The following is a 13,007-nucleotide window of genomic DNA, read 5'->3' as shown; positions in this document are numbered from 1 at the left end:
TTTTCCAAGCCATCGCCGACGCTTACGAACTGTGAGCGCTCTTTGAAAAATAGCGCTGACACCTTGTACATCCAGGGCAAAGGCAGCCTGCGCGCCGAGCTTGAAGCAGTGATGAAAACCCAAGATGTGCTCATCCGCGGCGGGAAGCGGCGAAAAACACGGCCCCGCAATGCCGGAGTGTTCACCGGTAAGCCATGGATCAAAGGCGCTGAAATCATGTTTAGACCACGTGTTTAGTAACACTGTGGTGAGTATCGGGTAACGCCCGGGTGAGTATCGAGTAACGCCCGGGCGTTTTAGGGTTTCGGTGGGGTTATTGGGTCAGTCGCATGTTGGTGCCTTCGAGTGTGATGATTTCGGCGCCGGCGACGAGTCGGTTGAGGATGGATTCGGCGATGACGGCGTCGGGGATGGATTTGTACCACTCGTCGGGTGTGAATTGGGATGTCACGATGGTTGATCCACGGGGTTCGCGTTCTGCAAGGATGTTGAGCAGTTGGTGTGCGGTGGCGGCATCGATTGGGGTGGTGAGGAAGTCGTCGAGGACTAACACGTCGGTGTGGTGGAGGTCTTCGAGGAATGTGATGCGGGCTGGGTCGTCGTGTTTGAGCACGGCGAGGTGGTTGGCGAGTGTGTCGGTGCGGAAGAAGCGTGCGGAGTAGTCGTTTCTGCACGCTGCGGTGAGCAGTGCTTGGGCGAGGTAGGTTTTTCCGACGGAGGATTTGCCCAGGATGACAATGTTTTGTGCGCTTTGGCACCATTGGCAGTGAGCGAGTCGGGTGATTTGCTCCTTGTTGATGGTGCGGCCGGGTGTGTAGGTGATGTCTTCGATGCAAGCATCGGGATTTGGCGATCGGGATGCTTTGAGCAGTTTGTTGACTCGTCTCTCACGCTTGGCCGCTACCTCTTTATCGAGTGCGTAGAGCACTTTGTCTTAAGAAACTCCAGTCGTCGAATGCGGGATCGGCGGCGATGTCGATGACGCTTTGTCCGAAGGCGGTCATGCGTAGGTCGGTAAAGATCGGCAGGACTGATTCGTCGAGGAAGCGGGCGGATGCTGATGCTGGCTGTGGGTGGGACATGGGTTATGCAGATCCCTTCTTGGTGAGGTTTTCGAGGCTGAACTGAGCAGCACCACCGAGGTAGGCGCCGCGTGTGTCACGGGTTGCGGGGGCAGGCACACCGTCAATGGGTCTGCCGGTTGATTGGTCGGTTGGTACATCGGTGCCTGTGGGGCGTGTGGAGGTGTCTTTGCGTACGGCGGCCATCATGTTTTTCACCGCGGTATACGACACAAAACGCCTGGCGCCGTCAGTGGACACCAAACGCCGGCAGGCTTCTTCGAGGATTGGCTTGTTGGCGTGTTTGCCCATGTTGAGTACGTTGCGGCACGCTTGGTACGCCTGGGCAGGGATCGCCTTGGCTTCGATGAGCTCGGAGATCACTTGGTGGGTGGCCGGCCCGATTTTGGCGGCTTCGCGCAGGAAGTACTCGCTTGTCCACAACCCACGGGTGTCGCTTATGTTCGCCGGGATGTGGTCAGTGTCGGTGACGTACACTCCGCGGGCACGTGCGAGTTGGTGGGTGGCCACACGCTGCCCGGCGTCGAAGACAGCAAGGCTGTCACCGGTGATACGCACATCCACGGTGCGGCCCACCAGCTGGTGCGGCACTGAGTAATGCGCGTTGTGCACTCTGATGTGGAAATTGGGTGCGACTTTGGCGCGTTTCCATTCGGTGCGCTGCCACGGTGTTGCCGGTAGTGCGGTGAGCACGTCGCGTTCGAACTGATCAAACAATGCGCGTCTGCTCGTCGCGTTGCCGCGAAACGGTTCGGCAGCGTTGATCCTATCGACCAGGGTGGTGATTTTTGTGTTGAGCTCGTCTATCCCGATGCATTGGTGGACATCGAGTGCGTGGATGACGTTCTGGGTGACGATCTTGACTGCGGCTTCGACGCTGGCTTTGTCTTTGGGCCGTTTTGCACGAGCCGGCAACGCGGCGGTGTTGTAGTGCTCCAAAAACTCCTCGTAGGTGGAGTTGACCCGGCGATTCCTGTCCGTAGCACTGATCGCGTTCGAGGCTGTCGAGGCGTTATCTGGCACGATGACCTCGGCGACCCCGCCGAAATACTCGAACGCGCGTATATGGGCTGTAAGCCACGCGTCCTGGCGCTCATCTGCGCACGCGCAAGCGAATACCATGCCCGAGTACGGCAGCGAGGCGACAAAGATACTGACCTTCGAGCCTTGCCCACCGGTGGGGTCAAACAGTCGCATCTTCGTGCCGGCCCAGTCCACCTGCATCGTATGGCCTGGGGCATGGGTGATCCTGGCGGTCAGCCCAGTTGTATCAACGTGTTGGGCTACAAGCTGGCGAAACCGCTCGTAGCTGTAATACCGCTGGCCCAGCCCCGCAGGCTGTGCGGTGTAGCGGCCCCACAGCACCTGCAGAGTCACCTTGTTGCGCCCGGTGCGCGCCTTGGCGACAGCGTCGAAATCGATCGGGACGAAATCCCCCTGAGCATGGCTGCGCCCGTCGACGAACCAGTCCGCTAGCTCATGATCTGCAACCCCACGAAGTTGCTCACGCGTTGTGATGTTGTGTTCCACAAGCGCATCGCGTGCTTTTTGAACGGTGGTGTGCGAGCACCGCGAACTCGAACAGATTTGGCGGACAGACCAGCCTTTGAGCACTTGATCCATTACCGCCCGGTAGTCAGTCACAATCAGACTCCTCTGGTAACGCCGCGTGCCCTGAAGTCACGCGGTCACCAGAATCCTCCCCCGGAGCGTTACTGGATGCTCACCAATGTGTTACTCGATACTCACCACGGTGTTACTAGATACGACCGCGCAACAAAATCACCCGGCGCAGCCCAGAAGCTGATGACCGGGCAATCCCTGGACACTGGGAAGGAGATCTTGTTATCGGCAAAGGTGGCAAAAGCGCGCTGATTACCCTGGTAGAGCGCACCAGCCGCTACACCCTGCTTGGTCATCTGCCCACCGAACACACATCGATGACAGTGATTGAAACGATTCAGCAGATGGTCAAAGACCTCAACGCCGAACAGCTCAAGACCATCACCTGGGACCAAGGCGTGGAAATGGCTGAAACCGCACGCGTGCGCATCAAAGACGGCTGCGAGGTGTACTTTTGCGACCCACACTCACCGTGGCAGCGGCCAACCAACGAAAACACCAACGGTGAGATCCGCCGCCGGTTCTACAAGAAAGGCACCGACTTCGCCGAAGTAACCCCCGAACACGTCGCCTGGGTGCAAAACGAGCTCAACGCCACACCACGACAAGTCCTCGGCGGCGCAACACCACGTGAAATGCTTGAGCAACTATCCAAACGTGGTGCATTGACCGCTTGATCCCGCCTTGAATAAACGCCGAGAGAAACTATCTGACAGCGACGTAGGCAGCCCCTGGTGAGTACCACCTCTGAATAAAGAACGGACAACTCTGGCCCGATCGGCTTTCTATTCGAACGCTGATCTGAAAATACCCTGTAGGGTCGGGTTTCAGGTACTGGTAGTGGAAGCCCCCTGGCGACCACACCAGTCCTTCAACGTTGTCATTCTCACTGCCTTCGATCCCAATCAGCAACGTTGTCGACTCCCCTTTAAGGGCATATCCAGATATTTCGATGACGCCGTTTTCGTCCGACATACCGGTAAAGTTCAATCGGCCTAGGTCATCAGGAACCCGTTTCAATTCACCGAAGCGTCCAAGGTCCGGAAATAGCATCTGGAGCTGCCCTCCATGGATCTGCTTGCTTTCCAAGAGGCTGACGCTAGCAACCGGGTCGAATCCGACGCTGTTTTCATCCTCTAAGTCCCTAAGCTGCTTGGCAAGCTCCGCAATTGACAACTCCGCACGCTTTAAGTTCTCTGTAAGCAGTCGATCAATATCAGACTGGCTGGGCGCCGAACGATTGGGGTTGTGCGGAGTAATGAAGTCCTTGACTGCTGTAACTAGGCTATCCTGCTTCGACGTATTGATAACCTCTACTCCAGCGAGGTTTAACAGGCAGAAGCGCAAAATTGAACCCAACTGATAAAGGTTGAAAAAGGACCATTTCTGTTCGTCTTGTTCAATTAGTGAGGTCATTGCATTGACATCCACTAAAGAGCCGTCGAATTCTCCATCGCGCAAGAATTCCAGCATTTTCGGGCGGGCTCCTTTAAAAAGTTCAATACGCCAGTTATAACGGCCAAATGAACTTTGCGATGGGAACGCGGAGTTAAACCGGTAGGGCCCTGCTGCCTTCCCCCTCCAGCGAAGACCCATATAAGAAAGGTACTGTTGCAATGCATCAGGCCAACGATCGTTAGCGAACGGCGCATTTTCGATTTGCCGAGACATCCTCCGATTCAACAAATAATGAAAAGCCTGAGCCTTTGTGAATTCAGGGGCTGATCCGAGAATAATCCGCAGCGCGCGGTAATCGAGGAACGGATGAACTTCGGCAGCTGTTGCATTATTTGCAGTCAGTGTACTTCCGGTAAGTAGCGGCAATCGGTACTTCAGCTTCCATGCAACCTCAATTTTCTCAGGCGGCACTCCCTCGAGCTCCCGCTCTAAGGATGCTCGGTAACGAGTTGAAAGCAACTCCGCACCGTCCTGGTTAAGCAACGGTGCGTTCGCGAGCTGCCCCATCTCGCGATCAATAAGCGCTCGAAGTGTTAAGGAATTACTCCCCTTGGTACCGTACTCATGTCCTCCGAGCACAATAGACGGGCGAACACCTACCCATCTAATATCAGCCAGCGAGCTTAAGGAAAAATCAGTCATCAAGTCGCGGGCGATATTCGCCGAAAGATCCTGCGGCTTCACGACCAAAGGAGGACTGGAGACATGATGGCTGTCCCCCAGTCCTGCAATTTCCATTAGATCGACAGCCGCCATAACGTCCGGGGAATACGGTTCACCACCGGTTGAAAACGAAATCCATTTGCCGTAGATCTCATCTCCTAGCAAACCGAGGATCGCTCGAGAGTCTTTGCCTCCACTCAGGGATAAGGATTTTCCACATTGCGTACCTAAAATGTAGTCGCTAACGCTAGATGCGTAAGCCTCAACCATAGCTGGAAGATCACGATCATCGATTCTTTCCGTTAAGGTACCCCAAGATTGGTTCGCGGAAACTTCCGTCGTAGAATCTTTTGAAACTATCCATTTCGATCCTGGCCTCGTACGATTCACCCCCTGAATATGGTGAGCGTAATCGAAGTTATGGTGTTTCTGGAGGGGCCAAGCCATCGCGATTGGGTCCAGCTTTGTCCGAGGTTCGATCAACGGATATAGAAGGGGAAGATGATTTGTAAACACCCAGCTATCGTGAAGATCGGCATATACGAAACCGTCTGTGCCTGGACAGCTAGCGAAGACGCGAATTTCATCCCGGTAGAGCGCAAATCCGCATGCGGATTCAGGGTGAACTGTAGGGTCACCTCTTAGCTCTCGATGCATCAAAATCTCGGGTAACCAGCCGCGCGCGTTAGCGGTCAGCACTCCCTGGCCAAATACCAAACAGTCATCGTCACGATGGAGCAACTCGGCCTCCTGGGCAGATCCATAATCGAAGATCGCAACCTCGGCCGCACCACGCGAGTAGTAATTTCTTGTCGGCTCATTATCATAGAGCGTGTAACTCTCAAGATCCTTTAAATTGATAGTTGACGAATACCCAGGTCTTTTTACTCGCCCGATAATAACCGACATTTATCGCTCCTCCGACATGAACCCGTGGCGGGAACCTTTACTACACGCTAGCCAATTTACAACATGTGGGATCGACCCACACATCATAAGGTCGCTTCCTACGCACAGTTGCTGGGATCAGCAATGTCACGCTGAATCCGAGATTCACGGTGCCAATTCCTTTATATTGGCGGGCATCGCTACAACCAGGTACCGGATAGTAGAGGCTTGACTACCCCATAGTCGTTTCAGTTAGTCCCCTGTAGCACCGCTGCAATAATGTCAGCACGGGTATAGAACACTACTTGTACGCGAAATTCCATCTATAAATGAAGACGCTGTGCAAGGTAACTGGAGAATTCTTCCATCTGAAGTACAGTTTTTGTGATAATTGTCTACGGTTGCGGGAATACCCTGCCACCTCCCGATTGGTCGATGCCTCTGATTCCGACCGCGTTTAGGCGAGCTACGGCGTGAGAAACCAGGAAGTCTTCAACAGTCCGTGGCTATTTCACAGTTGCTCGATCTCCCGCCTTACCCCAGCGTTGTCATAAAGATGCGTCTTCCCCTACAACGTTGCGGCTACCCCATAGTTACGCTTCTCGCCTACTACAAGGCATTGTGCAACGACGTTTCAAACCTCGGCGCGACCACCGGCACGTAGCTTGTACGAGCAATCCCCCGACCAAACTCCGGTCACCAAGAATGCGCGCCAGCGGCCCTTCGACAACCTGATCGATGCTACCAGGTCCTCTTGTTTTCTAGACGAAACAGACCCACAGACAGCCCAGCGGGATCTTTCAGCTCAACCCGTTAGGGAACGCTGTAGGGCACGGGAAGATTCTTACTATACAACTCCAAGAACCTTGACATCGGGTACCGGGTTTCTACGTACTCGATTCCTTCTTCAGCCTCTGCTTTGAAGGTTTCGAAGTCGCGACACGACAACACGAAGTCTCGCATATCGACAAGTCTGTCAAAGATGTACTTCTTTGGGTACATGTACTCTGCACCCTCCCAGGGACGCAATAGCGTGATATTGCCAGCAGCAAATCCTTCAGCAGCCGCAACATGTGAACCTTCCGCATCACTCAACGAAAGGATAAACCCCTTGTCAGCCAAGGCCTCAGAAGTATCGACCCATCCTTCAAATCGAACGGCCGATTCCAACCCATTCTGGCGGATATACCTTTCACAATTTCGGAAATACCGGCGCTCTTCGGCATCATTGTAAACCCACCCCAGCTCTTCGGCCTTTTTTCCAAAAACCGTCAAGTTGTAGCGCGGGTCTATTTCACGCAGCGATTTCAAGAGCACAAGCGCCCTTTTGTAACCTTTTCGGATAGGAACGCTTCCGACCATTACGAGGTTGAATACCTTATTTGGATCATCACTGCGAATGTAAGACTCGGTCTTAATATAGTTAGGAACATATGCGACCTTTGAACGGTCAAAATCAAATACTCTCTGAGTTTCCTCAAACATGCCTGGCGCGATCGTAATCACTTTATCGACCGCCTCGCGATTCAGCATGTGCCCGTATTCCTTTGAAGTTTCGAACCTATGCAGGCGGACTTGAAGCGATTGTCTTGCTCCCTTGTTCTGTGAATACCAGACTGCGTTGCCTAGCATCCACTCGCAGTGGATTGCATCAGCCCAATTCAGCAGCCTCCTACTCACTTCTTCATCGTGTGAGTCGTGACCTGACCATTCGTCGACCCTTACTTGATAAAACTTTGATAGTTCCGGAATCGCGGGAAGAATAAAGCGCAAGTCATAACCAGCGATTAATAGTCTCAACTTGATTGACTCAAGAAACTCGCTATACCGGCCCTCGAGGATAAAGTTGCAGATCTCACTGAACCTCGGCCCGTAGTTGAACGCGTCTACCGCATTGCGATGCGTTTGCAGAAACAATCGCAATTCATCAAATTTACCCCGACTGAGACCACCGCGATTAAACCTAATCATGTTCTGAATGGCGGAAGACAGCGCTACCTGGCCACGGAGCGCGAAGTAATCTACGCCAACGGAGCCAAGGAGCTCGGAAGACCAACTCCACGCAGTGAGATGATTCGAAAGCTCACGATCCTGATACTGCTGAGTGCTGGACGCACTCCCACTTTCAACTGCTACATGGTAGACGAAGTCTGGTTCATCAGAGTAAGCAAACTTTCCCAACGACAGCGACTTATATAGGAAAATCGCATCCTCTGCTAAGCGAAGCTCACTTGGCCACCAAATCTGGTTGTCAATAAGGAACTGTCTCCGATAAACCCCGCACACCGTAGTGCTGTGGTTCTTCACGACCATCTCAATTCGCTCACTACGAGACAAATCGTCAGACCAGTCATTCAATCGGTTCATCACAGTGCGTGTTTTTCCGTTGTCCCGCACCAAGGGCGCCCGCACCACATCGGCCCCCCACTGACGAGCGATCTCGATCTCCTTCGCAACTCCGGCTGGCAGAATCTCATCATCCGGATCTAGGTGAAAAACGAACTCACCAGTAGCCCGTTCAAGTCCCATATTGCGCGGAATGGAGGGGGTTCCGTTATTAGCATCAAGACGGATCGGCACTACCCAATCACGACTACTCGCGTACTCGCAGACTACGGCATAGGTATCGTCGACCGAGTGGTCGTCAACGAGAATAACTTCTAGATCTCCGATGACCGTCTTCAATACGTCCAGCGAAGCTAAGCATTTAGAAATTTTAGAAGCTACGTTATAGGTCGGAATAATAACGCTTAATAATGGCACGACGGCTCCTTATACTCGATAGATGGTTGTTGATTTGGAGCTAGCCGCGTCGATCAGGAAATCAGCCAATTGCGCCGACTCCACCAAGGCAGGCCGATTCCAGTCAAAGGTGCCAAATCTATACTTAGGCTCGCCATCACCTGCACAGACCATCGGAACATCCGTGTATTGCGAATGGAGCAACATAACCTTAAGACTGCTTTGGAGTCGTGCGGGCGTTGGCGCTTGCCCTAGGGAAAACACAAGTGCTCTTCCAGCCTTTCCGGACAGTTGGCCGACAGGGGTTTGCCCACTTGCAATAAGCGGTTCGTAAACCACCGAAATCCCCGCGGTGTTAAGTTCCATAAGAGCATCAGAGTAATCCAAACTGGATGCCTCCGCAGAGAGACTAATCACCTTCGGAGCGGGCCAGTGACCAAAACTTCGAAGGGCAGAATGTGCAGCGCGAGCATCTTCCAAGCTGCCCACTCTGCAAATCAAGCTGACTAGGTCAGAGCTGTCACCAAAAGGGAGTCCAACGGTTCTGAGTATTTGCTCGAATCGTTTGCGATAAGTGTGCTCCGAAAGAACAAGCTGGAGATTCTCATCCCGCGCCCTCTCAATGTCCTCAGCTTCCTTTTCGACAAACCGTTCTGACTCCAAATCGGAATAAAGAACATTATCGCCAAAGAAGTCATAAACACCATTCGAAAAGTTCGATATAACGAATGTATTACACGCCATAAGCTCGAAAATTCGACGAGCGAACATGGTCGGACTGTTCGTCTCAGTGTTGATCGTAATGCCCGTTTCAGATTCCTTGTAGACAGATGCCATAAGCTCGTTTGCAATCGGCGGATTCAAATACCGGCGGAATCGCTCGGGGAACTCTTTCGAGGGATCATCGGAGCCATAGAACCGGTCATAAATTTTTAGGTTTAGGCCAGATTCAATTACCGCATCAAAGGTTTTTTCCATAGCCAGGCTTCGCTGAACGTGGTTGGAGTACCAGCCGCCGGCGAAGATGACATCCTTCGACCGCTCTCCCCTTTCAATTGGGTTGAAGAGTCTCGGTTGAACCGCAAATGGCAGTACGCCGACGCTGGAATGGCCATGCTCGCGCCGATAACGATCCGCAGACGCGAGATCGGTAGTGAAGATATGATCAAACTTTAGTGCGGTGTCGACGAAGTTATGGACTTTGTCGTCGTAGTGCGATGGATCTTCCTTGTTCCAAAACACAGTAGGAATTCGCCGTTGCTTGCAGTACTCAAGAATCTTAAGCAATTCCGAGCGGTTCTCGTTTGGGAAGTTCTTAGAAGCGTAGATACGTCCCTTCCACGGTCTCGTCTGCGAGTCGCCTCCGCTCCACGCCGACTCGCAAAAGAACAATTCCGGCTGGTGGCGATCCATTTCCTCTCGCCAATTTGAGTAGCTGAGGTTTACTAAGTCACACTCAAACTTGAAACTGTTGTACGAAAACTCGTCAAGAATCGCAGCGACGCGTATTTCTCGAGGTGCCCTGTTTTCAAACCACTCCCGCGTTTTTCCGTTAATCACACCTGTCAGTCGGTTGCCCAACCGTGGTTGCAACGACCATTTGTAAAACTTTAAGACAAGCTTCGCCGCCCCAAATGGAAGCGTGACTTCGATGCTCGTATCAGTTTTGTCACCGCTGATCCCGAGGTACGTAAAGTGACCATACTTTTCGCTGACTGATGGGAGTGTTGGAAACTCGATTTCATGACCGTTTTGGTCGTAAACTGCAGCGGACATAAGTCCTGCCTTGTAGTCAATGACATTTCCGTCGAAAAACAACGAAAAGTTCAAGACCACAGATTCGGCATCAGCAACATCCAAAGCTATCTCGACCGGATCCTGCGTAAGTTGGATTGAATCATACGATGAGAAGGAAGTATTAACAGTCACCACGAACGGCGTATGAAAAACCTCACCCCCCTCGGTTCGAATGCCTGTCTCCACTACCGAGCCACATCGATCGACTATTGCAGCGGAGTGTACCGGTGCCGACGCACCGTGTTCTTTCACACGTTTGGCTTCACCGCCGTCCACGGAAGCCTTTCCCTGGCCATCCTTTTGCTCCATAGCCCGTGGAGCCAGCCGATGAGCAAACCCTTCAAGCTGCCTTGAAATCCCACCCACCCTCGACTCGAGCAGGCTTAGTTGGCGCGTTGCGGCTTGATTTACACTAGCAGACACCCCAGCCCCATTTTTAGGCGGTAGACCCCTAATCACGGAGGCTATATTGGCATTAACACGTTGATTCTGCTTTTCGTTCCGGATAGCAGTAATAGTAACGCCAGTGGCAGAAAATGCCAGAAACAGAATGGCAAACAACCCTACGATAGTTGACGAGCCACCAGACACTGCGAAAGCAATCCCGAGTGCCCCGGCAACTGATGCTCCAACGAGACACGCGATCGTCGCTTTAAAGCCTTTGGGTCTTAACACAATTACACACCTACCCCAGGCACTCATACCGAGTGCTGTAACTTATCTCATTTGCTCAGTTATCCTACCAACTGCATGTTTCATTCGCGTACTAGTCCTTGAGCAAGCCGCTTTCTCTTTTCAATTCAAAACCGGCTCAACTGTCGAGGCGCCGGCATAACCCCCATTAGATTCTCGCGAAAGTTTTGCTTCCCATAAAGCTTTGCCATTGCGCTTCTTCCCGCTGATCGGAAAGAAATGAAGTGATCCACGTGGCGGCATCGAAGAATTGTTTGCGCCATCTCTATAATCTCATCGAAAATGTATTCGGCGGGGTACATAAATTCACTCCCCGGCCATCTTCGCAACAAGGTCACTCCTCCTGCGACGAAACCTTCCGACGCCGCTACATGCGACCCCTCGATGTCACTAAGCGACAGAACAAAACCGATATCTGCTAAAGCTTCCTCGGTTTCAACCCACCCTTTATACGAAATCGCATCCGCTAAGCTGTTTTCCCTTACGAACCGTTCACACTGTTCAAAGTAGCGTTGCTCCTCTGGATCATCAACAACCCACTGGAGATCTTGCGGTTTACGCCCGTACAGGTGCAGGCTATAGCGAGAATCGTAGGTTCGGAGTTCCCGCAATAGCTCCAGCGCGCGCCGAAAGCCTTTTAGCTTCGGTACAAATCCAACCATTCCAATCCTGAATACGCGATCCGGATCTTCTCCGCACTTATAGTCCTCTATGGGAATGTAATTTGGAACGTAAGCAAGTTTATCCCGTGGGATACCCCAGGTCAGCTGCACTTCGTCCATCATCGCAGGGGATATCACGAGGAACCGGTCCACAGCGTCTATATCGACATCAAAACCGTACTGTCGCGTCAACTCAAAGCGATGTATCCTCACCACCATAGACTGGTCTGGACGTTTATTAGCGGAGTACCAAATAGCGTTGCCGAGCATCCATTCGCAAAAGACTACGTCCGCCCATTCCAGAAGCTCCGTCGACTGCTGCTCGTCGTGATCACTATGGCTACTCCATTCGTCAACACGCACCTGGTAAAAGTGCTCAAACTGGGTAATGGCCGGCAACACAAACTTCAAATCGGGCCCCGCTATAACCATTCGAGGCTTTATCGCTGTCAGGAATTCCTCGTAGCGGTCTTTCAGGACCAGGTCCCTGAGTTTTGCAAATCTTGGCGCATAATCGTATCGGGCGATTTGAGCATGCGACCGCAAGAGGTCCCCGAACCGTTGAAATACCTTTCGGCTAATTCCCTCCCGATTATTCCGGATCAGGCTCTCAAACACAGCCTGCAGTGCTACTTGCCCGCGAGTGCGGAAAAAATCAATCCCCAGTTTCTGCAGAATCGACTGAGACTCAGACCACGCCCGAATGTGGTTTTCCATCTCAACATCTCCATACCTCTGAGTTATTGACGTTTGCCCAGGTACTGGCGTTGCATTGTAGATGTAAATTGGTTCTTCAGAGTACTCGACGTTGCCCAGGGCAAGCGCTTCATAGAGGAACACTGCGTCCTCTGCCATTCGTAAATCAGCAGACCATTGCAAATCGTTAGACAACAAAAAGTCGCGCGAATATAGTGCTGTAGGCGTTGTACTGTGAAACTGCACAATGGCCTTCGCTTTGGCTGCACGCGAACGAAGCCTCCCCCACCCTTCGATGGTATTCATCTTTAATGCACGCTCGCCGTCAACTCGAATCAGGGGCGCCCGGACAAGGTCTGCGCCAGTCGCTAGTGCAACGTCAAGCGCAGCTAGGACCCCCTCCGGGAGAATCTGGTCGTCAGAGTCCAGAAAAATTACATACTCCCCACCCGCCAATTTCAGACCCACGTTTCTGGGAACGGATGGTGACCCAGAGTTCTTTTCAAGTTGCCTGGTGAGCGCCCAGTCATGGTTTGAAACAAATTCACAAATACGTTCGAAGGTGGTGTCTGTAGAGCGGTCATCAATGAAGATCGCCTCAATATTTACCAACTGGCGAAGATCCTGCAAGGACTTAAGACAGGAGATGACCTTCGCCCCTGCATTAAACGTAGGGATGATTACGCTGATAATCGGTTGCATA

7 protein-coding genes and 2 pseudogenes are annotated in these 13,007 nt (G+C 52.5%); 2 read left to right on the top strand and 7 right to left on the bottom strand.

What is annotated here, in order from left to right:
* Nucleotides 1-63 precede the first annotated feature (63 nt).
* Nucleotides 64-225 (top strand): annotated as a pseudogene (locus HMPREF2617_RS11880) (IS30 family transposase); the annotation flags it as partial.
* An 88-nt stretch (nucleotides 226-313) separates the two neighbouring features.
* Here HMPREF2617_RS11880 and HMPREF2617_RS04975 read toward each other — a convergent pair.
* Genes HMPREF2617_RS04975 through istA form a run of 3 tightly spaced genes read right to left on the bottom strand, consistent with a single transcriptional unit; the run spans nucleotide 314 to nucleotide 2,726 of the window.
* Entirely contained in the window at nucleotides 314-928 is a 615-nt protein-coding gene (locus tag HMPREF2617_RS04975; protein ID WP_246821702.1) for an ATP-binding protein, read from the bottom strand.
* Complete coding sequence (locus tag HMPREF2617_RS12290; RefSeq protein ID WP_246821701.1) at nucleotides 909-1,082, bottom strand: hypothetical protein; 174 nt, start codon at nucleotides 1,080-1,082, stop codon at nucleotides 909-911. The genes HMPREF2617_RS04975 and HMPREF2617_RS12290 overlap by 20 nt, the downstream gene beginning before the upstream one ends.
* Before the next feature lie 3 nt (nucleotides 1,083-1,085).
* Nucleotides 1,086-2,726 (bottom strand): IS21 family transposase, encoded by a 1,641-nt coding sequence (gene istA / locus HMPREF2617_RS04970; RefSeq protein ID WP_083323213.1) that lies wholly within the window; start codon nucleotides 2,724-2,726, stop codon nucleotides 1,086-1,088.
* A 134-nt stretch (nucleotides 2,727-2,860) separates the two neighbouring features.
* Between istA and HMPREF2617_RS04965 the strand changes: the two are divergent.
* Nucleotides 2,861-3,382: pseudogene (locus tag HMPREF2617_RS04965) on the top strand (IS30 family transposase); the annotation flags it as partial.
* A 28-nt stretch (nucleotides 3,383-3,410) separates the two neighbouring features.
* Here HMPREF2617_RS04965 and HMPREF2617_RS04960 read toward each other — a convergent pair.
* From HMPREF2617_RS04960 to HMPREF2617_RS04945, 4 genes are all read right to left on the bottom strand, one after another.
* The gene (locus HMPREF2617_RS04960) at nucleotides 3,411-5,735 is read right to left on the bottom strand and encodes a hypothetical protein (RefSeq protein WP_141763006.1); all 2,325 of its coding nucleotides are present in this window, start codon (nucleotides 5,733-5,735) and stop codon (nucleotides 3,411-3,413) included.
* 792 nt (nucleotides 5,736-6,527) lie between these two features.
* Entirely contained in the window at nucleotides 6,528-8,477 is a 1,950-nt protein-coding gene (locus tag HMPREF2617_RS04955; RefSeq protein ID WP_070840231.1) for a glycosyltransferase, read from the bottom strand.
* Nucleotides 8,478-8,486: 9 nt separating this feature from the next.
* A complete protein-coding gene (locus tag HMPREF2617_RS04950) occupies nucleotides 8,487-10,928 on the bottom strand; it encodes a CgeB family protein (protein WP_168168335.1) in 2,442 nt (813 codons plus the stop codon).
* Between the two features lie 125 nt (nucleotides 10,929-11,053).
* Nucleotides 11,054-13,006 (bottom strand): glycosyltransferase, encoded by a 1,953-nt coding sequence (locus HMPREF2617_RS04945; RefSeq protein ID WP_070840229.1) that lies wholly within the window; start codon nucleotides 13,004-13,006, stop codon nucleotides 11,054-11,056.
* Nucleotide 13,007 lies beyond the last annotated feature (1 nt).

Origin of the sequence: Corynebacterium sp. HMSC070H05 (genome assembly GCF_001837615.1) — a bacterium.
In the GTDB taxonomy this organism is placed as follows: Bacteria; Actinomycetota; Actinomycetes; order Mycobacteriales; family Mycobacteriaceae; genus Corynebacterium; species Corynebacterium coyleae.
Note: the sequence above shows the minus strand (reverse complement) of the source record. Positions and strands in the feature narration are given on the sequence as shown.

Excerpts from the sequence above, each read along its gene's own strand:
- HMPREF2617_RS12290 (WP_246821701.1), bottom strand. The coding sequence starts at position 1,082 with ATGTCCCACCCACAGCCAGCATCAGCATCCGCCCGCTTCCTCGACGAA.
- HMPREF2617_RS04960 (WP_141763006.1), bottom strand. The coding sequence starts at position 5,735 with ATGTCGGTTATTATCGGGCGAGTAAAAAGACCTGGGTATTCGTCAACT.
- HMPREF2617_RS04945 (WP_070840229.1), bottom strand. The coding sequence starts at position 13,006 with ATGCAACCGATTATCAGCGTAATCATCCCTACGTTTAATGCAGGGGCG.